Genomic DNA, 21698 nt, shown 5'->3' on the forward strand with positions numbered 1-21698 from the left:
CTCGGGTCCGTGCGTGGACTCCGGGGCGGACGGCGGCGCCGGACACACCAACTGCTCGTGCGTCGACGTCACCTGCGTGCGCTTCCCATCCGGACTTTAACCGTCGGTCCAGGAATCACACCTGGTCAACCGGTCACTGGCTGTGACCGGGTCGCGGACTTCCGAGCGAAGCAAGGCTTCGAACGGATCACCGCCGGCTCGGAATTGCACCGACCCCAGAGCACGCGAGTTGTTAGCTCGTCAGGGACAAGCCTGCCACATCGCTTGAGCGGACGGTGCGGGTGCCCGGATGTCGGCCACCCTCCGCTGCCAGGTGGAGGCCCTGCCTGTGGAGAGAGCCGGCAACCGGGAGCAGGACGTGGTGGCATGACGTCATGCCGCGCCTGCTCGACACCGAGTCCCGCACTAACACCGTGGTGCGCGCCATCAACGACCTCCTCGCCAGGGACGGCGCCGCCGGACTGACCATGCGCGCGATCGGCCGGGAGAGCCGAATCAGCCCGGCTCGTTGACCATGCACTACGCCTCACGCGAGCACCTGCTCCGCGTGGCCGCTCATCGCACGGGCCGGGCGCGACGCGACGAGATCTCTCGCCGCAGCTACACCGCGCAGGCGCTGGCCTTCCTGCCGCGTGATCCCGACGAGATCGTCGAGGCGCGCGTCTGGCTGAGCCGGTGCGATCTCGGTCGCAGCGCGGAGTCGCTGTCGGAGACGATCCGGGAGGCGCGGGCAGAGGAGGTCGGGATTCTTGCGCGGGCCTTCGACTACCACCTGGCCCGCCCCGAGCTGGATGCCCTGTACGCGCTACTCGAAGGACTCACTGCAGCCGTGTGCGCGGCGTTGGACCCGATGCCGCTCGAGACCGCCAGGGCGATCGCGACGACGGGTCAGGAGCGCGCCGCCTCCGCGGCGGCCCGGAGCTCGGCGACCATCCGGTCGGGGTCGTCGGCGGAGTAGACCGCGGAACCCGCGACAAAGGTGTCGGCGCCCGCCTCGGCGCAGCGCTCGATCGTCTCGAGGGACACCCCGCCGTCGACCTGGAGCCAGGTCTCGATGCCGTGCTTGTCGAGCATCGCCCGGGCCGCCCGGATCTTGGGCAGGCACAGGTCCAGGAACTTCTGGCCGCCGAAGCCGGGCTCGACGGTCATGATCAGCAGCATGTCGAGCTCGGGGAGCAGGTCCTCGTAGGGCTCGATCGGGGTGGCCGGCCGTAGGGCCATGCTGGCCCGGGCGCCGGCGGCCCGGATCTCGCGGGCGAGCCGCACGGGCGCCTTGGCCGCCTCGACGTGGAACGTGACCGACCCGCAGCCGGCGTCGACGTACTCCAGGGCGTTGCGGTCGGCGTCCTCGATCATCAGGTGCGCGTCGAGGGGGATGTCGGTCGAGCGGGCGAGGGCCTCGACCATGGTCGGCCCGAACGTCAGGTTGGGGACGAAGTGGTTGTCCATCACGTCGACGTGCACCCAGTCGGCGCTGCCGATGCGTGCGACCTCCTCGCCCAGCCGGGCGAAGTCGGCGTTGAGGATGCTCGGCGTGATCTGGATTCCCACGGGCCCAGCCTAGGGCCGAGGGGGCCTCAGGCCTCCTCCGGCTCCTCGGGCGTCTCGTACCCCTCACGCTCGTCGCGGTCGGCCCAGTCGAGCAGCGGGGTGATGTCGAAGGGATGGTCGTCGATGTCCTCGTGCAGGTCACCGAGCTCGGCGAAGCGCGCGGGAACGGTGAAGATCGTGAAGTCGTGGGGATCGACATCGTCGATCTCGTCCCAGCGGACCGGGGTGGAGACCCGGGCGTCGGGGACGCCGCGTACCGAGTAGGCGGCCGCGATCGTGTGGTCACGGGCGTTCTGGTTGTAGTCGACGAAGAGGTGGTGCGGGTCGCGGTCCTTGCGCCACCAGGTGGTGGTGACGTCGTCGGGTGCGCGCCGCTCGACCTCGCGCGCGAACGCGAGCGCCGCTCGGCGGACGACCTTGTGGCCGTGGTCGGGAGGGATCCGCACGTAGATGTGCAGCCCGGAGCCGCCGCTGGTCTTGGGGTAGCCGACCGCACCGAGCTCGTCGAGAATCTCGTGGGCGACGTGCGCGACGCGCTGCACCTGCGCGAAGTCCGAGAGCGGGCCGGGGTCGAGGTCGATGCGCCACTCGTCGGGGCTCTCGGGGTCCTCGCGACGGCTGTTCCACGGGTGGAACTCCACCGTCGACATCTGGACCGCCCAGATCACCGACCCGAGCTCGGTGACGCACAGCTCGTCGGCGGTCCGGTCCCAGCGTGGGAAGTGCAGCCGCACGGTCTCGACCCACGGGGGCGCGCCGGCGGGCAGCCGCTTCTGGTGCACCTTGTCGCCGGACAGACCCTTCGGGAAGCGATGCAGCATGCAGGGCCGCTCGAACAGGGCGTTGACGATGCCGGGGCCGACGGCGAGGTAGTAGTCGACCAGGTCGGCCTTCGTGGCACCCGACTCCGGGAAGTAGACCCGGTCCGGGTTGCTGACGCGGATCACCCGATCGTCCACCTCGACCTCGATCGCGGGCGACTTGCCGGTCACCATGTCAGGGCCGCCATGTCAGACCTTCCGGAACAGCGCCATGAACATCGCGTCAGTGCCATGACGGTGCGGCCACAGCTGCACCGTGCCGGGCAGGTGTCCGTCGCAGTCGGGCACCTGCGGCAGCAGCGCGCGGGCATCCTCGAGTACGACGTCCTTGCGCTGACGCAGCACCGAGGTGACCACGTCGTCGGTCTCGGCGCGCACCGGGGAGCACGTGGCGTAGAGCACCAGCCCGCCGACCCGCGTGACATCGATCGCGGAGGCCACCAGCGTGCGCTGCAGCAGCACCAGCGTGAACAGGTCGTCGGCCTTGCGGCGCCACCGCGCCTCCGGGCGACGGCGCAGCGCCCCGAGCCCGGTGCACGGCGCGTCGACCAGCACCCGGTCGAAGAAGCCGGGCCGCAGCGGCGGCGTCGTACCGTCCGCGGTCACGATGCCGCTCACGCCGCTGGAGCCGGCCAGCGACGAGGCGACAAGCCGGGCGCGGTGGTGCTGGCGCTCGAGCGCGAGCAGCCCGGCGCCGCGCTGGCCCGCGAGCCCGGCCAGCAGGGCCGCCTTGCCGCCCGGTCCCGCGCAGAGGTCGAGCCAGTGCTCGTCCGGGCCGTCGAGCGGAGCCGTGGCCAGGACCTCGGCGACCAGCTGCGAGCCCTCGTCCTGCACGCCGGCCCGGCCTTCAGCGACGGCCGGCACGGCGCCGGGGTCGCCGCCCTCGAGGACGACACCGTAGGGCGAGTACGCCGTGGGCGTGCCCGGGAGCTCGGCGACCGTGGCCTGCCCGGGCCGCGCGACCAGCGTCACCCGGGGCGGGAGGTTGTCGGCCTCGAGGGCGGCATGGAGCTCCGCCTCCCCCACCGACTTGCGCAGCTCGTCGACGATCCACACGGGGTGGCTGAACGCCACCGCGGCATAGCGGCTGGGCGACTTGTGCGGCGCGACCAGCGCGATCCACTCGTCGAGGTCGTGCTCGGAGACCCGGCGCAGGACCGCGTTGGCGAAGTTTCCCGCCCCCGACGTGCCCTTGGTGCGCACCAGGCTGACGGTGGTGCTGATCGCCGCGTGGTCGGGCACCCGCATCGACAGGAGCTGGTGCGCGCCGAGCCGCAGCGCGTCGAGCACCTTGTCCTCGATCTTGCGCAGCGGCCGGTCCGCGCAGGACGTGATGATCGCGTCGTACGTGCCCCGCATCCGCAGCGTGCCGGAGGCGAGCTCGGTGGTGAAGGCAGCGTCACGGGCGTCGAGCTTGAAGTGCCGGATCACGGCGGGCAGCACCAGGTTGGCGTAGGCGCCGTCGACCCGCACCGCCTTGAGCACCTCGTAGGCGGCCAGCCGGGCGGGGTCGATCTCCAGCCGGGGTCCGCTGCCCCGGGGCGCCGGGCGGCGCCCCTTGGTGGGGGTGTCAGTCATCGCCGAAGAGCTTCCGCACGAGGCTCCGGGGCGCCTTGCACGTCCAGGCCTCCGTGATGATCTCGGCGAGCTCGTCGCGGCTCATCTCGGCCAGCCGCGACTGCTGCACCAGCACCGCGTTGAAGCCCTTGAAGTGGTCGATCGTGAAGAACGGCAGCGCCGGGTCCGCGACCAGCGCCTCCTTCTCGGCCGGGCCGGGAGTCATGATCACCAGCAGGTCGTCGTACTCCTCGCCGGTCTCCGGGTCGACCGCCGACTTGTGCGGCGCACGGCAGAGCAGGAACCCCTTGCCCTTGGGGCCGGTCGGGACCTTGTACGTCGGACGGTCGACCCACGAGATGCCCAGCTCCACCTCGGGCAGGCTGCGGCAGATCTCGTCCACGTCGTCGGGAGTGGCCGCGCGACTCATATCGCCAACCTAGGGGAGCCTGGGTCACGAGGCACCGAGCCTGGCCCCGTTTTCGAGACGGGCGCCGCGGGCCCAGTCGGTGGCGGCCATCTGCTTCTTGCCGAACGGCTTCACGTCGCCCAGGCGGAGGGCGTAGGTGCTGGTGCCGACCAGGACGTGGGCCTTACGGACGTCGAGCATCCCGGGCGGCACCTGCTCGTCGATGACGGTGACCGGGCCGAGCTTGATCCGCTCCCCCTCGAACACGGACCACGCGCCCGGCGCGGGCGTGCACGCGCGGATCTGGCGCTCGGTGAGGTGCGCCGGCAGGTCCCAGTCGACCCGGGCGTCGTCGACGGTGATCTTGGGCGCGAGCGAGACGCCGTCCTCCGGCTGCTCGCGGGCGACGATGGAGCCGTCGGCGAGGCCGTCGAGGGTGGCGACGAGGAGGCCTGCCCCGCCCTCGGCCAGCCGCGCCAGCAGGTCGCCGGCGGTGTCGGTGGGCCGGATCCGCTCGGTCATCACGCCGAAGGTGGGGCCGGCGTCGAGCTCCTTCACGATCCGGAACGTCGTAGCGCCGGTGACCTCGTCACCTGCCCAGATCGAGTGCTGGACCGGCGCGGCGCCGCGCCAGGCCGGGAGACAGGAGAAGTGCAGGTTGACCCAGCCGTGGGCCGGGATGTCGAGGGCTGACTGGGGCAGCAGGGCGCCGTAGGCCACGACCGGGCAGCAGTCGGGCGCCAGGTCGCGCAGCTGCTGCTGGAAGTCGGGGTCGCGCGGGTGGTCGGGCTTGAGGACCGGCAGCCCGAGCTCCTCGGCGCGCTGGGCGACCGGGCTGGCGACCAGCTTGCGGCCCCGCCCGGCGGGGGCGTCGGGACGGGTGACGACCCCGACCACGTCGTGGCCGGAGTCGAGCAGGGCGTCGAGTGCCGGGAGGGCGACCTCGGGGGTGCCGGCGAAGACCAGCCGCATCAGAGACCGAGCCCACGGGTCGCATGGGGGCTGAGCCGGACGGTGGGCTGCTCGAGCCCGAACCACTCGGACTCGCGGATCTCGCGCATCGCGGCCTTCCGGGCCTCGGTGTCGAGGCGGTCGATGAACAGCACCCCGTCGAGGTGGTCGGTCTCGTGCTGGATCGCGCGGGCCAGCAGGTCGGAGCCCTCGATCGTGACCGGCTCGCCGTGCACGTCGAAACCGCGGGCCACCACGGAGAGCGCCCGCTTGCAGTCGTAGGTCAGCTCGGGCAGCGACAGGCACCCCTCCGGGCCGTCCTGGAGCTCGGTCGAGAGGTCGAGGCTGGGGTTGATCAGGTGCCCGAGCTCGCCGTCGATGTACCAGGTGAAGACGCGCAGGCCGACCCCGATCTGCGGCGCCGCCAGCCCGGCGCCCGGCGCGTCGAGCATCGTGTCGGTGAGGTCGTCGACCAGCCGGCGCAGCTCCTTGTCGAAGTCGACGACCTCGATCGCGGGACGGCGGAGGACGGGGTCACCGAAGAGTCGGATCGGCTGGACGGGCATACCGCCAGTCTAGGGAGGGCACTGGTGCCGGCTCCGGGGGCCTCAGGCTCAGAGACCGACCGGGTCAACCTGGATGCGTACGGCGTCCAGCTTGCGCGCCGAGCGCACCCGCTGAAGCTCGCCCAGGGCCGCCGACAGGGCGGGGCCGTGGGCGCGGGGTACCCGGACCACCACCCGGCTCTCCCTCTCACCATGGTCACCAGCCTGGTCGACCGGGCCGAGCACCTCGGCGCTCGGCGGCGCCGCGAGCAGGGTGACCGCGTCGTCGACGGCCCCGGGCTCGCCACTGATGGTCGCCAGCCGGGACGCCGGCGGCAGGTGGGCCTCCTGGCGCTGTGCCGACTCGCGCTCGGCGAAGCCGCCCGGGTCCCACCGGACCAGCGCCTGGATCGCGGGGTGGGCGGGGTCTCCGACCACGATCGCCTCGCCGCCGGGACGGACCAGCCCGACCGCGTTGGACCAGCGCCGCAGCGCCTCCTCGTCGGTGCGCAGGTCGGTGCGCCCGAGCAGCAGCCAGGTGTCGAGGAGGACCACCGCGGTGTAGCCACCGGCCGCCACCGGCTCAGCGCCGGGGGTGGCCACGACGATCGCGCGCTCGGAGTCGACGGCGGCCAGCACCCGCTCGCCCGAGGAGGTGAGCACGCGCACGCCCGGGAACGCCCGGCCGAGCTCCTCGGCGGTGCGCGCGTCGCCGAGGACGGGGGCCCGCAGCCCGCGGTAGCCGCACTCGCCGCAGGACCAGGCCGGGTCGACGGTGCCGCACCAGCGGCAGGCGGGTGGCGCCGCAGGTCCGCCGAGCGCCAGCGGACCCTGGCAGGCGGAGCACCGGGCCGGCGTACGGCAGCGCTCGCAGGCGAGGGAGGTGACGTAGCCCAGCCGCGGGGTCTGGACCAGGACCGGCCCGGAGTCGAGGGCCCGGGCGACCGAGGCGTGGAGCTGGCGGGGCATCCGGCTGGCGCGCGCGTGCGGGTCGCGCTCGAGGTCCCATTCGGTGGCGCCGGCCACGCTCACCGTGACCGCGCGGCGCAGCGCGTCGCGCTCGGGGTCCAGCTCGTGGGCCCAGCCGGTCTTGACGAGATGGGACGCCTCGACGGTGCGCGCGAACCCGCCGAGCAGCACCGCCGTGCCCTCACGCTCGGCCCGCAGGAGCAGGGTCTCGCGCACGTGCGGGTAGGGCGCGCGCGGCTCGGCGTGGAGGTCGTCGCCGTCGTCCCAGAGCACGACCAGGCCGAGGTCGTGGACGGGCGCGAAGGCGGCCGCACGGGTGCCGACGATGATGCGGCGAGCGCCTCGGCTCACCGCGAGGAACTCCCGGTAGCGCGCGGCCGGCCCCCGCCCGGCCGTCAGGGTCACGTGGTGGCCGGCGCCCAGCCGGTCGGTGAGCGCGGCGGCGACGCGGTCGACGTCCTTGCCGTCGGGCACGCACACGAGCACGCCCCGGCCCCCGGCGTAGGTCTCGGCGGCGGCGTGCGCCACCAGCGCCGGCCAGTCAGCGCCCGGGACGGAGCCCCACACGGCACGCGGGGAGCCCCCGGTGCGCAGGTGGCCGAGGAACGCCGCAGCGTGGGGATGCGCCGCCCAGCCCTCCGGCGGCGGGGGCATCTCCCCCAGCGGTGGGGCCGGCTCGGAGGGCTCGGCCTCGACGGTGGCGTGGCGCGGGGGCAGCGCGAGACGGAGTACGTCGGAACGGGTGCCGGCGTAGCGCTCGGCGACGTCGTCGGCGAGCGCGGCGACCTCCGGGGACAGGACCGGCTCGGCGCTGACCAGGCGGCGCAGCGGCGCGAGCGTGCCCGGGTGGTCGGTCGTGTCGGTGCGCGCGAGCACGAAGCCGTCGAGGTCCTGGCCGGCGAAGCGGACCTTGACCCGCACCCCGGGCGTGACGCTGTCGGCGAGGGTCGCCGGCACGGCGTAGTCGAAGGGCCGGTCGAGGTGGGCGAGCGGCACGTCGACCAGCACCCGCGCGACGGGATCGACGTCGGCCACGGCCGCGGCGGCGGCCTTGCGCGCCTTCGTCGCCCGCGCCTTGGCCTGCGACGCCTTGACCGTCGCCCGCACCATGCCCGGGAGCAGCTCGGGCTGCTCCTCGGGTCCGGTCATGCCCAGAGTTCTACCAGCGCCCACCGACCGACCCGCACCCGCTGTCGCGCCCAAATCACGTTGACCCGCCCGAAAGTTTCGGGCGGGTCAACGTGTGGAGCAAGCGGTCAGGCCTCGACAGCAGCCTTGAGGGCGTCGGCGCGGTCGGTGCGCTCCCAGGTGAACTCGGGCAGCTCGCGGCCGAAGTGACCGTAGGCCGAGGTCATGGCATAGATCGGGCGGAGCAGGTCGAGGTCGCGCAGGATCGCAGCGGGGCGCAGGTCGAAGACCTGGAGCACGGCCTCCTGGATCTTCTCGTCCGAGACGATGCCGGTGCCGAAGGTCTCCACGAACACGCCGACAGGCTTGGCCTTGCCGATCGCGTAGGCGACCTGGACCTCGCAGCGGCGGGCCAGGCCAGCGGCGACGACGTTCTTGGCGACCCAGCGCATGGCGTAGGCGGCCGAGCGGTCGACCTTCGACGGGTCCTTGCCCGAGAAGGCGCCGCCGCCGTGGCGGGCCATGCCGCCGTAGGTGTCGACGATGATCTTGCGGCCGGTGAGGCCGGCGTCGCCCATCGGGCCGCCGACGACGAAGCGTCCGGTCGGGTTGACCAGCAGGTGGTAGCCCTCGGAGGGCAGGTCGATCGTGTCGAGCACGGGGTCGATGACGTTCTGCTTGATCTCGGCCTCGAGCTTGGTGAGGTCGGTCTCCTCGGAGTGCTGCGTGGAGAGGACCACGGTGTCGATGCGCACCGGGCGGTCGTCCTCGTCGTACTCGACGGTGACCTGGGTCTTGCCGTCGGGGCGCAGGTTGCTCATGGTGCCGTTCTTGCGCACCTCGGTGAGCTTCTCGGCGAGGCGCTGGGCGATCACGATCGGCAGCGGCATGAGGACGTCGGTGTCGTCGCAGGCGTAGCCGAACATCAGGCCCTGGTCGCCGGCGCCGCGCTGGTCGAGCTCGTCGTCGGAGTCGCCGACGCGGGCCTCGTGGCCCTGGTCGACGCCCTGGGCGATGTCGGAGGACTGCGCGCCGATGGCGACCTGGACGCCGCACGTGGTGCCGTCGAAGCCCTTCTCGGACGAGTCGTAGCCGATGTCGAGGATGGCCTTGCGCACGAGGTCGGCGACCGGGGCGTAGGCGTTGGTGCGCACCTCGCCGGCGACGACCACGAGGCCGGTGGTCAGGAGCGTCTCGACGGCGACCCGGAGGTTCTCCTTGTCGGGGTCGTTGGCCATCAGGTAGTCCAGGACGGTGTCGCTGACGCGGTCAGCGATCTTGTCCGGGTGGCCCTCGGTCACGGACTCCGAGGTGAAAAGACGTCCAGCCACAGTGCTACTCACTCCCGTTCGGCGAACTCGATGAGCTCGATCATATTTGAGGGACCAGCATGCAAGACGGCGGTCTCACGCACCGAATCGGCGCACGACCTGGTCCCAGATGGCGTGCGCCACGGCGGTCTTCGACCCGCGGGGTACGTCGGTCGCGGTGCCGTCGCTCGCCAGGATCACCGCCTCGTTGTCGGGAGAGCCGAACACGGCTCCCCCGCTCACGTCGTTGACGACCAGCAGGTCGCAGCCCTTGCGGGCCAGCTTGGCCGCGGCGAGCTCGCGCACGGAGCCGCTGTCGTCGCCGGTCTCGGCCGCGAAGCCGACGACCACGGAGTCGGGGCGGCTGCGGTGGTGGGCGAGCTCGTGGAGGATGTCGGCGTTCTGGACCAGCTCGATGCTCGGGGACGACCCGTCGTCGGCCTTCTTGATCTTGGCGGCGCTGACGCCGGTGGGCCGGAAGTCGGCCGGGGCGGCCGCCATCACGACCGCGTCGGCACCGGCGGCCGCGGCCACCATCTCGCTGTGCAGCTCGGCGGTCGTCTCGACCCGCACCACCTTGACCCCGGCCGGGTCGGGCAGGGCGACGTTGGCGGCGACCAGGGTGACCTCGGCGCCGCGGGCCTGCGCAGTGCGGGCCAGGGCATAGCCCTGCAGCCCGGACGAGCGGTTGCCGAGGAAGCGCACGGGGTCGAGGTACTCGCGGGTGCCGCCGGCCGACACCACGACGTGGCGCCCGGCCAGGTCGAGCCCGCGGCCGGTGGCGCCGGAGGCGAGGACGTCGACACAGACGTCGTAGATCTCGGCGGGCTCGGGCAGCCGGCCCTTGCCGGTGTCCTTGCCGGTCAGGCGGCCCTCGGCGGGCTCGATCACGAGCGCGCCGCGCGAGCGCAGGGTGTCGACGTTGGCCTGGGTGGCGGGGTGCTCCCACATCTCGGTGTGCATGGCCGGCGCGAACACGACCGGACAGCGCGCGGTCAGCAGCGTGTTGGTCAGCAAGTCGTCGGCCAGCCCGTGGGCGGCCTTGGCCAGCAGGTCGGCGGTGGCCGGCGCCACGACCACGAGGTCGGCGCTCTGGCCGATCCGCACGTGGGGCACCTGGTGGACGTCGTCCCACACCGAGGTCGACACGGGCTTGCCCGACAGGCCCGCCCAGGTGGGCGCGCCGACGAACTCCAGCGCCGCCGCCGTGGGTACGACGGTCACGTCGTGGCCGGACTCGGTGAGCCGCCGCAGCAGCTCGCAGGCCTTGTAGGCGGCGATGCCCCCGGAGACCCCCAGAACCACACGGGGCCGCGCCCCGGTGGGGGGCGCGGCCTCGTGAGAGCTGGTGATGCTCAGCGGATCACTCGTTCGACGTGAAGGATGCGTCGATGGCGGCCTGCTTGGCAGCGGCCTCCTCGGCGGCGAGCTCGGCCGGGTCGACGTCCTCGCAGGTCAGCAGGTCCTGGTTGATCTCGCGAAGCGCGATCGAGAGGGGCTTCTCCTGCACGTGGGTGTCGACGAGCGGACCGACGTACTCGAGCAGGCCCTCGCCCAGCTGGGAGTAGTAGGCGTTGATCTGCCGCGCCCGCTTGGCGCTGTAGAGCACCAGCTTGTACTTGCTGTCGGTCTTGGTGAGCAGGTCGTCGATCGAAGGGTTGGTGACACCCTGAGCGTCGATGTTGGGCGCAGACACGCGTAAAGCCTCGCAGAGGTTGTGGGCCGAGATCGGGGTTCTTGGTGGGGTCAGTCGGCGTCGTGGGACGACGCGTCCGGACCCAGTGTCATCAAGGTTACCAACTGATCGGCTGCAACGCGTACTTCGTGGTTGACGATGGTGAGGTCGAACTCCGCCTCGGCGGCCAGCTCGTCGCGCGCGGTGGCCAGTCGGCGCTCCCGCTCGGCCTCGCTCTCGGTGCCCCGGCCGACCAGGCGGCGGACGAGCTCGTCCCACGACGGGGGCTTCAGGAAGACGAACAGCGCCTCCGGCATCGTCTCGCGGACCTGGCGGGCGCCCTGCAGGTCGATCTCCAGCATGGCGGGGCGGCCGGAGGCCAGCGTCGCCTCCACGGGGGCCCGCGGCGTGCCGTAGCGGGCGGCCTGGTGGACCACCGCCCACTCCAGGAGCTCGCCCTCGGCGACCATGCGATCGAACTCGCCGTCGCTGACGAACCAGTAGTGGACGCCGTCGGCCTCGCCGGGGCGCGGCTTGCGGGTCGTCGCGGAGACCGAGATCCACACCTCGGGGTGGTGCTCGCGGATCGCGGCCGCGACCGTGCCCTTTCCGACCGCGGTGGGGCCGGCGAGCACGACGAGCCGGGTGGGCGACGGGTGCTGGTGCTGAGAGTCAGTCACCCGGTGCGAACTCGCGCTCCAAAGCGGCGACCTGCTTGGTGCCCAGCCCGCGCACCCGGCGGCTCTCGGCGATGCCGAGGCGCTCCATGGTCTGGCGGGCGCGGACCTTGCCCAGGCCGGGCATCGACTGCAGGAGGTCGACGACCCGCATCTTGCCGATGACCTCGTTGGTCTGCCCCTGGTGCAGCACCTCGACGATGGAGGCGCCGGAGTTCTTGAGCCGGTTCTTCACCTCGGCGCGTTCGCGGCGGGAGGCGGCGGCCTTCGCGAGCGCTGCGTGACGCTGTTCGGTGGTGAGCGGGGGCAGAGCCACGAGCAATGGTCCTTCGGTCGTCAAGGCGGGGGGAGCAAGAGCCGCTGAGAGGTCAATCTAGTCAGAACTGCGACGGAGCGGCAATCGCGCGATCAGAACACGTTGCAGAAACCGCTCAGAAGGCGAGCGGTGTCTTGCACACGTCGAGCGCCTGCTGCTGCACGCCCTCGGAGGCCTGCACGGTCGAGGGCGCCGTCAGCTCCCCCGCGGCCGCGTCGATGGCGGTCTTCTCGTCGGCGCTGAGGCCCGCCGGCGGCTGGTCCCGGTCGTAGGTCGAGGGGTCGACGTCGGCGGCCTCGAACGCCTCGACCAGGGCCTCGACCCGGCCGACGAGGAGGTCCCACTCGTCGGCGATGTCGCGCGGTGACTCCTCCTGGAGGGCGCGAAAGCTGGGCAGGGCGTCGATGAGCGCGGTGGGGCCACCGGCGGCCTGTGCCTCGGTGAGCGCCTTCTGCTGCGCCTTCACCTCCGCGCAGTAGTCGGCGTAGGGGTCGTCCTCGCCGCACGCCGTGAGCCCTCCGGCCAGCGCCGCTGCCAGCACTCCGGCGACGAGGGCCCTCACGCGCGCAGCTCGTCGTTGGCGACGTGGACGGCGTCGCGCATGGCCGCCACGTCGGGCCCGAGGCGCAGCACCTCACGCGAGGAGCTGGCGATGACGTGACCGCTGGCCGAGCCGAAGATCCGCCGGATGTCGGCGATGGTGCCGCCCTGGGCGCCGTAGCCCGGGGCGAGGACGGGGCCGTTGAAGTCGAGGTCGACGTCGGTGTCGCCGATGGTCGCGCCGACGACCGCGCCGAACGAGCCGAGCGGCTGGGCGCCGTCGTTGAGGCGGCGCAGGTGCTCGATCATCAGGCCGCCCACGCTCTGCCCGTCGGCCCCGCCCTCGACCCGAGCTCCCTGGACCTCGGGGCCTTCCTTGTTGGAGGTGAGGGCCAGCACGAAGACGCCGGCGTCGTGCTTGCGGGCGGTGTCGAACATCGGGTCGAGCGAGCCGAAGCCGAGGTAGGGGCTGGCGGTGATCGCGTCGGAGGCCAGCGGCGAGGACGGGTCGAGGTAGGCGTCGGCGTAGGCCTGCGAGGTGGAGCCGATGTCGCCGCGCTTGACGTCGAGGAGCACCAGGGCTCCCGCGGCTCGGGACTCGGCGATCACCCGCTCGAGCACCGCGACCCCGCGGCTGCCGAAGCGCTCGTAGAACGCCGACTGCGGCTTGACCACGGAGCAGACCGGGGCGACCGCCTCGACCACGGTGAGCGCGAAGCGCTCGAGGCCGGCGACGTCGTCGGCCAGGCCCCAGTCGTGGAGCAGGCCGGAGTGCGGGTCGATGCCCACGCAGAACGGGCCGCGGGCGGCCAGCGCCGCGTGCACTCGGGCTCCGAAGGTCATCTGGTCACTCCCTTGACTCCCTTGATGATGCGTCGCGGCCAGAGCGGCCCCTCGTAGATGAACGCCGTGTAGCCCTGCAGCAGGTCGGCCCCCGCGTCGAGCCGGGCCCGCGCGTCGTCGACCGTGGTGATCCCGCCGACCCCGATCAGGGTGAGGTCGGTCCCGACGCGCTGGCGCAGCATCCGCGTGACGTCGAGCGCGCGCGCCGTCAGCGGCCGCCCGGACAGTCCCCCGGCGCCGGTCCGCCCGACCTCGGCGGCGTCGGTGCGCAGTCCGTCGCGCGAGATCGTCGTGTTGGTGGCGATGATCCCGTCGAGGCCGATCGCCAGCGCCAGGTCGGCCACGGCGAGCACGTCGTCGTCGGCCAGGTCCGGGGCGATCTTGACCAGCAGCGGCACGCGTCGCCGGGGACAGGCCTCGTCGGCGGTACGGCGTACTCGCTGGAGCAGGGGCTCGAGCTTCTCCACCGACTGGAGGTTGCGCAGGCCGGGTGTGTTGGGGCTGCTGACGTTGACCACGAGGTAGTCGGCGTGAGGCGTCAACAGCCGGGCGCTCTTCTCGTAGTCGGCCTCCACCGCCGCCTGGTCGTCGTCCGGCACCACCTTGGTCTTGCCGATGTTGACCCCCAGGACGGTGTCGCCACGGCGGGCGCGCCGCTCCAGGCGAGCGGCGACGACCTCGGCGCCGTCGTTGTTGAAACCCATCCGGTTGACGACCGCACGGTCCCTCGGCAGCCGGAACAGCCGCGGCCGCGGGTTGCCCGGTTGGGCCTCGCCGGTGACCGTGCCGATCTCGACGTGGCCGAAGCCGAGCGCCGCCAGCGCGTCGATGCCGACGGCGTTCTTGTCGAACCCCGCGGCCAGGCCGAGGACGTTGGGGAAGGTCAGCCCGAGCGCCTCCACGGGATCGCCCGGGCGCCCCAGCGCGCGCAGCGCCGGAGCCGCCACCCGGATCCCGCGAAAGCCCAGGTGGTGGGCGGTCTCGGGGTCGATCCTCGTGAGGCCGTGGTCGAACAGCAGGCTATACAACGTCACTTGTCCTGAGGAGCCGAGGGACGAGGCGTCTCGAAGGGCTCGCGGCGGGCCCAGTCCTGCAGCGAGCGCACCCCGATGTTGCCCTCGATCAGCGCCTCGATGCCGTGCACCGCGGCCCCCAGCCCCTGCACGGTGGTGATGCACGGGATGTTGGCCTGCACGGCGGCGGTGCGGATCTCGTAGCCGTCGATGCGCGCCGAGCCACCGCCCGCCGACCCGTGCGGGGTGTTGACGATCAGGTCGATCTCGCCGTCGGCGATCAGCTGGACCGTGGTCTTCTCGCCGTTCGGGCCCTCGCCCTCGAAGTGCTTGCGCACGACGGTCGCGGTGATGCCGTTGCGGCGCAGCACCTCCGCGGTGCCCTGGGTGGCGAGCACCTCGAAGCCGAGGTCGGCGAGCCGCTTGATCGGGAAGATCATCGTCCGCTTGTCACGGTTGGCCATCGACACGAACACCTTGCCGCTGGTGGGCAGGGACCCGTAGGCGGCGGTCTGCGACTTGGCGAACGCCGTACCGAAGACCGCGTCGAAGCCCATGACCTCACCGGTCGAGCGCATCTCCGGGCCGAGCACGGTGTCGACGGTCTTGCCGTCGGGCGTCTTGAAGCGGTTGAAGGGCATGACCGCCTCCTTGACCGCGATCGGCGCGTCGGGTGGCAGGTCTCCCCCGTCGCCGACAGCCGCGAGTACGCCGGCAGCGCGCAGCGACGCGACGGACTCGCCGAGCATGATCCGCGCCGCCGCCTTGGCCAGGGGCACGGCGGTCGCCTTGGAAACGAAGGGGACCGTGCGGGAGGCACGCGGGTTGGCCTCGAGCACGTAGAGCACGTCGGAGCCGAGCGCGAACTGGATGTTGATCAGCCCGACCACGCCCACCCCGCGGGCGATCGCCTCGGTGGCCTCGCGGATCCGCGAGATCTCGGCCGCGCCCAGGGTGATCGGCGGCAGCGCGCAGGACGAGTCGCCGGAGTGGATGCCGGCCTCCTCGATGTGCTCCATCACGCCGCCGAGGTAGAGCTCCTCGCCGTCGAACAGCGCGTCGACGTCGATCTCGACGGCGTCGTCGATGAACCGGTCGACCAGCACGGGGTGCTCGGGGCTGATCGCGGTGGCGCGGGTGATGTAGCCCTCGAGCGCGGTGTCGTCGTAGACGATCTCCATGCCGCGCCCGCCGAGGACGTAGGACGGCCGCACGAGCACCGGGTAGCCGATCTCGGCCGCGATCTCCTGCGCCTCGTGGAACGACGACGCCATGCCGTGCTTGGGCGCGGGCAGCCCGGCCTCGTGGAGGACCCGCCCGAAGGCGCCGCGCTCCTCGGCGAGGTGGATCGCCTCGGGCGAGGTGCCGACGATGGGCACGCCCGCGTCGGCCAGGCCCTGCGCGAGCCCGAGCGGGGTCTGCCCGCCGAGCTGGCAGATGACGCCCGCGATCGGGCCGGCCTGCGTCTCGACGTGGACGATCTCGAGCACGTCCTCGAGCGTCAGCGGCTCGAAGTAGAGGCGGTCGGAGGTGTCGTAGTCGGTCGAGACGGTCTCGGGGTTGCAGTTGACCATGATCGTGTCGTAGCCGACCTCGCTCAGCGCTAGGGAGGCGTGCACGCAGGAATAGTCGAACTCGATCCCCTGCCCGATCCGGTTGGGCCCGGAGCCGAGGATGATCACGGCCGGCCGCTCGCGCGGCACGACCTCGCACTCCTCGTCGTACGACGAGTAGTGGTAGGGCGTGGCCGCGGCGAACTCCGCCGCGCAGGTGTCGACGGTCTTGTAGACCGGGCGCACCCCGAGCGCGTGCCGGACGCCGCGTACGACGTCAGCGGTCATGCCGCGGATCTTGCCGATCTGGAGGTCGGAGAACCCGTGCCGCTTGGCCTTGCGCAGCAGCCCGGGCGTGAGCTGCGGAGCCTCGGTCACCTCGGCGGCGACCTCGTTGATCAGCGCGAGCTGGTCGACGAACCACGGGTCGATCTTCGTGGCCTCGTGGACCTCCTCGGGCGTGGCTCCGGCCCGGATCGCGTCCATGACCTTCTTGAGCCGGCCGTCGTGCGGGATGGCGATCTCCGCCAGCAGGGCGTCCTTGTCGAGCTCGACCCACTCCTGGTGCCAGTCGAAGACGGCGTCCTTGCTCTCCAGGCTTCGCAGCGCCTTCTGGAGCGCCTCGGTGAAGTTGCGCCCGATCGCCATCGCCTCGCCCACCGACTTCATGTGGGTGGTCAGGACCGGGTCGGCGCCGGGGAACTTCTCGAACGCGAACCGCGGCACCTTCACCACGACGTAGTCGAGGCTCGGCTCGAAGCTGGCCGGCGTCTCCCGGGTGATGTCGTTGGGGATCTCGTCGAGGGTGTAGCCGATCGCGACCTTGGCCGCGATCTTGGCGATCGGGAAGCCGGTGGCCTTGCTGGCCAGGGCCGACGAGCGCGACACCCGCGGGTTCATCTCGATGACGATCAGCCGGCCGTCGGCCGGGTCGACGGCATACTGGATGTTGCAGCCGCCGGTGTCGACGCCGACGGAGCGGATGATGCCGATCGCGAGGTCGCGCATCTTCTGGTACTCGCGGTCGGTCAGCGTCATCGCCGGCGCCACGGTGATCGAGTCACCGGTGTGGACGCCCATCGGGTCGAGGTTCTCGATCGAGCAGATGATCACCACGTTGTCGGCGGTGTCGCGCATGACCTCGAGCTCGTACTCCTTCCAGCCGATGATCGACTCCTCGAGGAGCACCTCGGTGGTCGGGCTGGCGACCAGGCCGGAGCCGCCGATGCGGCGCAGGTCGGTCTCGTCGTAGGCCATGCCGGAGCCGGTGCCGCCCATGGTGAACGACGGGCGTACCACCATCGGGTAGCCGAGCTGCTCGGCGCCCGCGAGCAGGTCGTCCATCGAGTGGCAGATGACGCTGCGCGCGCACTCGCCGCCCAGCTCCTCGACGATCTTCTTGAACACCTGGCGGTTCTCGCCGCGGTTGATCGCCTCGATGCTGGCGCCGATCAGCTCGACGCCGTACTTCTCGAGCACGCCGTCCTTGTCCAGCGCCATCGCGGCGTTGAGCGCGGTCTGGCCGCCCAGCGTGGCCAGCAGCGCGTCGGGGCGCTCCTTGGCGATCACCTTCTCGACGAACTCCGGGGTGATCGGCTCGACGTACGTCGCGTCGGCGAACTGGGGGTCGGTCATGATCGTGGCCGGGTTGGAGTTGACCAGGATGACCCGGATCCCCTCCTCCTTGAGCACCCGGCAGGCCTGGGTCCCGGAGTAGTCGAACTCGCAGGCCTGGCCGATGACGATAGGGCCGGAGCCGATCACCATCACGCTCTTGATGTCCTCGCGCTTCGGCATGTCACGCCTCCTTCGTCATCAGGCTGACGAACCGGTCGAAGAGGTACGCCGCGTCGTGCGGCCCGGCGGCCGCCTCCGGGTGGTACTGCACGGAGAAGCTCTTCAGCTCCCCGTCGGGGGTGCGCAGCTCGAGCCCCTCCACGACTTCGTCGTTGAGGCAGACGTGGCTGACCGTCGCGACGCCGTACGGCGTCTCGGTGGGCGCGTCGAGAGGAGCGTCGACGGCGAACCCGTGGTTGTGGGCGGTCACCTCGACCTTGCCGGTGGTGCGGTCCATGACCGGCTGGTTGATGCCGCGGTGGCCGTACTTGAGCTTGTAGGTGCCGAAGCCGAGGGCCCGGCCGAACAGCTGGTTGCCGAAGCAGATCCCGAAGTAGGGCAGGTCCTGGGCGAGCGCGCCCTGGAGCAGCTCGACCTGGTCGGTGGTCGCGGCGGGGTCGCCGGGCCCGTTGGAGAAGAACAGCCCGTCTGGCTTGACCGCGAGCACCTCCTCGAGGGTCGAGGTCGCCGGCAGCACGTGCACCTCGATGCCACGCTCGGCCATCCGGTAGGGCGTCATCGTCTTGATCCCGAGGTCGAGCGCGGCGACGGTGAAGCGCTTCTCACCGTGCGCCGGCACGACGTAGGACTCCTTCGTCGACACCTCGCCGGCCAGCTCGGTGCCGCTCATCTGGTCGGCGCTCTTGACCCGCGTGAGCAGGGCCGCGGGGTCGGTCTCGGTCGAGGAGATGCCGACGCGCATCGCGCCGCGCTCGCGCAGGTGGCGGGTCAGCGCGCGGGTGTCGATGCCGGAGATGCCGACGACGCCCTGGTTTCGCAGCTCGTCGTCGAGCGAGCGCCGGGAGCGCCAGTTGCTGGTGATCCGCGACGGGTCGCGCACGACGTACCCGGCCACCCAGATCCGCGACGACTCCTGGTCCTCGTCGTTGACGCCGGTGTTGCCGATGTGCGGAGCCGTCATCACGACGACCTGGCGGTGGTAGGACGGGTCGGTCAGCGTCTCCTGGTAGCCGGTCATGCCGGTGTTGAAGACCGCCTCACCGAACGTCTCCCCCACGGCGCCGTAGGCCTCACCGTGGAACGTCCGCCCGTCCTCGAGGACCAGCAGCGCGGCGCTCACTGGAGTTTCCCGTCCAGGACGGTGGCGGTGCCGCGCAGGAACGTCGCGACGACGCGGCCGGGCAGCTCCATGCCGGCGTACGGCGTGTTGCGGCTCAGCGACGCGGACTCCGACGGCTCGACGGTGCGGCGCACGCTGGGGTCGTAGAGGACGACGTTGGCGGGCGCGCCCTGCTCGATCGGCCGGCCGTGGTCGCTGACCCGGCCGATCCGGGCCGGGGCGTAGGACATCCGGTCGGCGACGCCGGCCCAGTCGAGCAGGCCGGGGTCGACCATCGTCTCCTGCACGATCGACAGCGCGGTCTCGAGGCCGAGCATGCCGAACGCGGCGGCCGCCCACTCGCAGTCCTTGTCCTCGTGCGGGTGCGGGGCGTGGTCGGTGGCGACGATGTCGATGGTCCCGTCGGCCAGGCCGGCGCGCAGGGCCTCGCCGTCGGCCGCCGTACGCAGCGGCGGGTTGACCTTGTAGATCGGGTTGTAGCTGGCGGCCAGCTCGTCGGTCAGCAGCAGGTGGTGGGGGCAGGCCTCGGCGGTGACGTTCCAGCCCTTCGACTTGGCCCAGCGGACGATCTCGACCGACCCGGCGGTGGAGACGTGGCAGACGTGGAGGCGGGAGCCGACGTGGGCCGCGAGCAGGCAGTCGCGGGCGATGATCGCCTCCTCGGCGACGGCCGGCCAGCCGGCCAGCCCGAGCCGCCCGGAGAGGTCGCCCTCGTTCATCTGGGCACCCTCGGTCAGCCGGGGCTCCTGCGCGTGCTGGGCGATGACGCCGTCGAACGCCTTGACGTACTCCAGCGCCCGGCGCATCAGCACCGCGTCGCTCACGCACTTGCCGTCGTCGGAGAAGACCCGGACCCGGGCGGCCGAGTCGGCCATCGCGCCGAGCTCGGCCAGCTGCGTGCCGGCCAGGCCGACGGTGACCGCACCCACCGGGTAGACGTCGCAGTAGCCGGCCTCGCGTCCCAGCCGCCAGACCTGCTCGACGACCCCGGCGGTGTCGGCCACCGGCTCGGTGTTGGCCATCGCGTGGACGGCGGTGAAGCCGCCCAGCGCCGCGGCCTGGGTGCCGGACTCGACGGTCTCGGCGTCCTCACGGCCCGGCTCGCGCAGGTGCGTGTGCAGGTCGACCAGGCCGGGCAGGGCGATCAGCCCGGTGGCGTCGATAACCTCCGCGCCGTCGGCCGAGACTCCCGCCCCGATGGAGGCGACCACGCCGTCCTCGAGCAGCAGGTCGGTGGGGGCGCCGCCGAGGATGGCGACGTTCTTGATCAGGTACGCGGTCACGCGTCGTTCTCACTTTCGTCGGCGCCGGCGACGCCCTCGGCGCCACTGAGCAGGAGGTAGAGGACGGCCATCCGTACGGCGACGCCGTTGGTGACCTGCTCGACGATCACGGAGCGGTCGGAGTCGGCCACGTCGGCGGTGATCTCCATGCCGCGGACCATCGGCCCGGGGTGCATCACGATCGTGTGGTCCTGGAGGGTGCGCATCCGCTTGCCGTCGAGGCCGTAGCGGCGGGAGTACTCCCGCGCGGTCGGGAAGAACGACGCGTTCATCCGCTCGCGCTGCACCCGCAGCATCATCACGACGTCGGCCTTGGGCAGCACCGCGTCGAGGTCGTACGACGTCTCGACGCCCCAGGTGTCGATGCCGACCGGGAAGAGCGTGGGCGGCGCGACCAGCGTGACCTCGGCGCCGAGCGTGTGGAGCAGCAGCGCGTTGGAGCGCGCGACCCGGCTGTGCAGCACGTCGCCGACGATCGCCACCCGGCGTCCGTCGAGCGAGCCGAGGTGGCGCCACATCGTGAACGCGTCGAGCAGCGCCTGCGTGGGGTGCTCGTGGGTGCCGTCGCCGGCGTTGACCACGCTCGAGCGCACCCAGCCCGAGTGGGCCAGCCGGTGCGGGGCGCCGCTGGCGCCGTGGCGTACGACGACCGCGTCGGCGCCCATCGCCTCCAGCGTGAGCGCGGTGTCCTTGAGGCTCTCGCCCTTCGACAGGCTCGAGCCCTTCGCGGAGAAGTTGATGACGTCGGCGCTCAGCCGCTTGGCGGCGGCCTCGAAGGAGATCCGGGTGCGGGTGGAGTCCTCGAAGAAGAGGTTGACCACCGTGCGGCCGCGCAGCGCGGGCAGCTTCTTGATCGGCCGGTCGGCTAGCGAGCGAAGCTCCTCGGCCGTCCTCAGGACCAGCTCGGCGTCGTCGCGGGTCAGGTCGGCCGCGCTCAGCAGGTGCCGCTTCATGCGGGGCTCCCTTCAGGGGTTGCGTCGGTCGTCCCGTCGATCGTGCCGTCGATCGTCACCGCGTCGATCTCGTCGGTCTCGGCGAGGCGCACGCTGACCCGCTCGACCAGCGAGGTGGGCAGGTTCTTGCCGACGAAGTCGGCGCGGATCGGCAGCTCGCGGTGGCCGCGGTCGACGAGGACCGCGAGGCGCACGGCCTGGGGGCGCCCCACGTCGTTGAGGGCGTCGAGGGCGGCCCGGATGGTGCGGCCGGAGAAGAGCACGTCGTCGACCAGGACGACGACCTTGCCGTCGATGCCGCCGGGCGGGATCTCGGTCGGCAGCAGCGGCCGTGCGGGCTTCATCCGGAGGTCGTCGCGGTACATCGTGATGTCGAGGGACCCGACCGGGACCTGGAACCCCTCCACCGAGGAGATCCGTTCGGCGATCCGCAGGGCAAGGGGCACCCCACGGCGTGGGATGCCGAGTAGGACGAGGTCACCCGCGCCCTTGTTGCGTTCGAGGATCTCGTGGGAGATCCGGGTCAGCGCCCGGGTGATGTCACGGGCGTCGAGGACGACGCGACCGGTCGGGCTGGCGTCTGCAGGCTGGGCACACACGAGATGCGCTTGACCTCCTTCTCCGCCTCACAGGACGGCTCGTTAAAGGATGTCGATCGGGCGCCACCATACCCGCCCGGGCGACCCC

General features: G+C 72.0%; 22 protein-coding genes and 1 riboswitch. Of the genes, 2 read left to right on the plus strand and 20 right to left on the minus strand.

All coding sequences use genetic code 11. The features are described from left to right. Positions 1-72: 72 nt before the first annotated feature. A riboswitch (FMN riboswitch) is annotated at positions 73-228 on the minus strand. A gap of 146 nt (positions 229-374) precedes the next feature. Further along, positions 375-512, plus strand: a complete 138-nt coding sequence (locus tag BLR90_RS21065) for a hypothetical protein (RefSeq protein WP_170254287.1) — start codon at positions 375-377, stop codon at positions 510-512. Positions 513-514: 2 nt separating this feature from the next. Further along, positions 515-958 carry a hypothetical protein gene (locus BLR90_RS14340; protein WP_091025918.1) on the plus strand — a complete coding sequence of 148 codons (444 nt, stop codon included), beginning with the start codon at positions 515-517 and terminating at the stop codon, positions 956-958. On the opposite strand, the gene rpe is transcribed toward BLR90_RS14340, so the two are convergent. From rpe to pyrR, 20 genes are all read right to left on the minus strand, one after another. Continuing rightward, positions 889-1551, minus strand: a complete 663-nt coding sequence (rpe, locus tag BLR90_RS14345; protein WP_091025919.1) for a ribulose-phosphate 3-epimerase — start codon at positions 1549-1551, stop codon at positions 889-891. The genes BLR90_RS14340 and rpe overlap by 70 nt on opposite strands. A gap of 26 nt (positions 1552-1577) precedes the next feature. Continuing rightward, positions 1578-2543 (minus strand): non-homologous end-joining DNA ligase, encoded by a 966-nt coding sequence (ligD, locus tag BLR90_RS14350; protein ID WP_371863154.1) that lies wholly within the window; start codon positions 2541-2543, stop codon positions 1578-1580. A gap of 18 nt (positions 2544-2561) precedes the next feature. Next, positions 2562-3950: an RsmB/NOP family class I SAM-dependent RNA methyltransferase gene (locus BLR90_RS14355; protein ID WP_091025921.1), complete on the minus strand. Its 1389-nt coding sequence runs from the start codon at positions 3948-3950 to the stop codon at positions 2562-2564. Continuing rightward, positions 3943-4359 carry an MmcQ/YjbR family DNA-binding protein gene (locus tag BLR90_RS14360; RefSeq protein ID WP_091025922.1) on the minus strand — a complete coding sequence of 139 codons (417 nt, stop codon included), beginning with the start codon at positions 4357-4359 and terminating at the stop codon, positions 3943-3945. Before BLR90_RS14360 ends, BLR90_RS14355 begins: the two co-directional genes overlap by 8 nt. Before the next feature lie 24 nt (positions 4360-4383). Then, the gene (fmt, locus tag BLR90_RS14365) at positions 4384-5310 is read right to left on the minus strand and encodes a methionyl-tRNA formyltransferase (protein WP_091025923.1); all 927 of its coding nucleotides are present in this window, start codon (positions 5308-5310) and stop codon (positions 4384-4386) included. Next, entirely contained in the window at positions 5310-5855 is a 546-nt protein-coding gene (gene def / locus BLR90_RS14370; protein WP_091025924.1) for a peptide deformylase, read from the minus strand. Before def ends, fmt begins: the two co-directional genes overlap by 1 nt. Before the next feature lie 48 nt (positions 5856-5903). Then, the gene (locus BLR90_RS14375) at positions 5904-7952 is read right to left on the minus strand and encodes a primosomal protein N' (RefSeq protein WP_091025925.1); all 2049 of its coding nucleotides are present in this window, start codon (positions 7950-7952) and stop codon (positions 5904-5906) included. 107 nt (positions 7953-8059) lie between these two features. Beyond that, on the minus strand, positions 8060-9262 hold the full coding sequence (gene metK / locus BLR90_RS14380) for a methionine adenosyltransferase (RefSeq protein WP_091025926.1): 1203 nt from the start codon (positions 9260-9262) through the stop codon (positions 8060-8062). A 75-nt stretch (positions 9263-9337) separates the two neighbouring features. After that, the gene (gene coaBC, locus BLR90_RS14385; protein ID WP_245715327.1) at positions 9338-10546 is read right to left on the minus strand and encodes a bifunctional phosphopantothenoylcysteine decarboxylase/phosphopantothenate--cysteine ligase CoaBC; all 1209 of its coding nucleotides are present in this window, start codon (positions 10544-10546) and stop codon (positions 9338-9340) included. A gap of 58 nt (positions 10547-10604) precedes the next feature. Next, positions 10605-10937, minus strand: a complete 333-nt coding sequence (gene rpoZ / locus BLR90_RS14390) for a DNA-directed RNA polymerase subunit omega (RefSeq protein WP_091025928.1) — start codon at positions 10935-10937, stop codon at positions 10605-10607. 50 nt (positions 10938-10987) lie between these two features. Continuing rightward, positions 10988-11596 carry a guanylate kinase gene (gene gmk, locus BLR90_RS14395; RefSeq protein ID WP_091025929.1) on the minus strand — a complete coding sequence of 203 codons (609 nt, stop codon included), beginning with the start codon at positions 11594-11596 and terminating at the stop codon, positions 10988-10990. Continuing rightward, positions 11589-11909 carry an integration host factor, actinobacterial type gene (gene mihF / locus BLR90_RS14400; protein ID WP_091025930.1) on the minus strand — a complete coding sequence of 107 codons (321 nt, stop codon included), beginning with the start codon at positions 11907-11909 and terminating at the stop codon, positions 11589-11591. The genes gmk and mihF overlap by 8 nt, the downstream gene beginning before the upstream one ends. Positions 11910-12024: 115 nt before the next feature. After that, positions 12025-12471 (minus strand): hypothetical protein, encoded by a 447-nt coding sequence (locus BLR90_RS14405; protein ID WP_091025931.1) that lies wholly within the window; start codon positions 12469-12471, stop codon positions 12025-12027. After that, complete coding sequence (gene pyrF, locus BLR90_RS14410; protein WP_091025932.1) at positions 12468-13292, minus strand: orotidine-5'-phosphate decarboxylase; 825 nt, start codon at positions 13290-13292, stop codon at positions 12468-12470. Before pyrF ends, BLR90_RS14405 begins: the two co-directional genes overlap by 4 nt. Next, the gene (locus BLR90_RS14415; RefSeq protein ID WP_245715328.1) at positions 13289-14326 is read right to left on the minus strand and encodes a quinone-dependent dihydroorotate dehydrogenase; all 1038 of its coding nucleotides are present in this window, start codon (positions 14324-14326) and stop codon (positions 13289-13291) included. The genes pyrF and BLR90_RS14415 overlap by 4 nt, the downstream gene beginning before the upstream one ends. Beyond that, positions 14323-17655: a carbamoyl-phosphate synthase large subunit gene (gene carB, locus BLR90_RS14420; RefSeq protein WP_091025934.1), complete on the minus strand. Its 3333-nt coding sequence runs from the start codon at positions 17653-17655 to the stop codon at positions 14323-14325. Before carB ends, BLR90_RS14415 begins: the two co-directional genes overlap by 4 nt. A gap of 1 nt (position 17656) precedes the next feature. Beyond that, entirely contained in the window at positions 17657-18775 is a 1119-nt protein-coding gene (carA, locus tag BLR90_RS14425; RefSeq protein WP_091025935.1) for a glutamine-hydrolyzing carbamoyl-phosphate synthase small subunit, read from the minus strand. Continuing rightward, complete coding sequence (locus BLR90_RS14430) at positions 18772-20058, minus strand: dihydroorotase (protein ID WP_091025936.1); 1287 nt, start codon at positions 20056-20058, stop codon at positions 18772-18774. The genes carA and BLR90_RS14430 overlap by 4 nt, the downstream gene beginning before the upstream one ends. Next, positions 20055-21011 carry an aspartate carbamoyltransferase catalytic subunit gene (locus BLR90_RS14435; RefSeq protein ID WP_091025937.1) on the minus strand — a complete coding sequence of 319 codons (957 nt, stop codon included), beginning with the start codon at positions 21009-21011 and terminating at the stop codon, positions 20055-20057. The genes BLR90_RS14430 and BLR90_RS14435 overlap by 4 nt, the downstream gene beginning before the upstream one ends. Beyond that, positions 21008-21610, minus strand: a complete 603-nt coding sequence (gene pyrR, locus BLR90_RS14440) for a bifunctional pyr operon transcriptional regulator/uracil phosphoribosyltransferase PyrR (RefSeq protein ID WP_091025938.1) — start codon at positions 21608-21610, stop codon at positions 21008-21010. Before pyrR ends, BLR90_RS14435 begins: the two co-directional genes overlap by 4 nt. Positions 21611-21698 lie beyond the last annotated feature (88 nt).

Origin of the sequence: Nocardioides szechwanensis (genome assembly GCF_900103935.1) — a bacterium.
GTDB classification, from domain to species: Bacteria; Actinomycetota; Actinomycetes; order Propionibacteriales; family Nocardioidaceae; genus Nocardioides; species Nocardioides szechwanensis.

Excerpts from the sequence above, each read along its gene's own strand:
- fmt (WP_091025923.1), bottom strand. The coding sequence starts at position 5,310 with ATGCGGCTGGTCTTCGCCGGCACCCCCGAGGTCGCCCTCCCGGCACTC.
- BLR90_RS21065 (WP_170254287.1), top strand. The coding sequence starts at position 375 with ATGCCGCGCCTGCTCGACACCGAGTCCCGCACTAACACCGTGGTGCGC.
- BLR90_RS14375 (WP_091025925.1), bottom strand. The coding sequence starts at position 7,952 with ATGACCGGACCCGAGGAGCAGCCCGAGCTGCTCCCGGGCATGGTGCGG.
- BLR90_RS14355 (WP_091025921.1), bottom strand. The coding sequence starts at position 3,950 with ATGACTGACACCCCCACCAAGGGGCGCCGCCCGGCGCCCCGGGGCAGC.
- BLR90_RS14360 (WP_091025922.1), bottom strand. The coding sequence starts at position 4,359 with ATGAGTCGCGCGGCCACTCCCGACGACGTGGACGAGATCTGCCGCAGC.
- def (WP_091025924.1), bottom strand. The coding sequence starts at position 5,855 with ATGCCCGTCCAGCCGATCCGACTCTTCGGTGACCCCGTCCTCCGCCGT.
- BLR90_RS14340 (WP_091025918.1), top strand. The coding sequence starts at position 515 with ATGCACTACGCCTCACGCGAGCACCTGCTCCGCGTGGCCGCTCATCGC.
- pyrF (WP_091025932.1), bottom strand. The coding sequence starts at position 13,292 with ATGACCTTCGGAGCCCGAGTGCACGCGGCGCTGGCCGCCCGCGGCCCG.
- carB (WP_091025934.1), bottom strand. The coding sequence starts at position 17,655 with ATGCCGAAGCGCGAGGACATCAAGAGCGTGATGGTGATCGGCTCCGGC.
- BLR90_RS14435 (WP_091025937.1), bottom strand. The coding sequence starts at position 21,011 with ATGAAGCGGCACCTGCTGAGCGCGGCCGACCTGACCCGCGACGACGCC.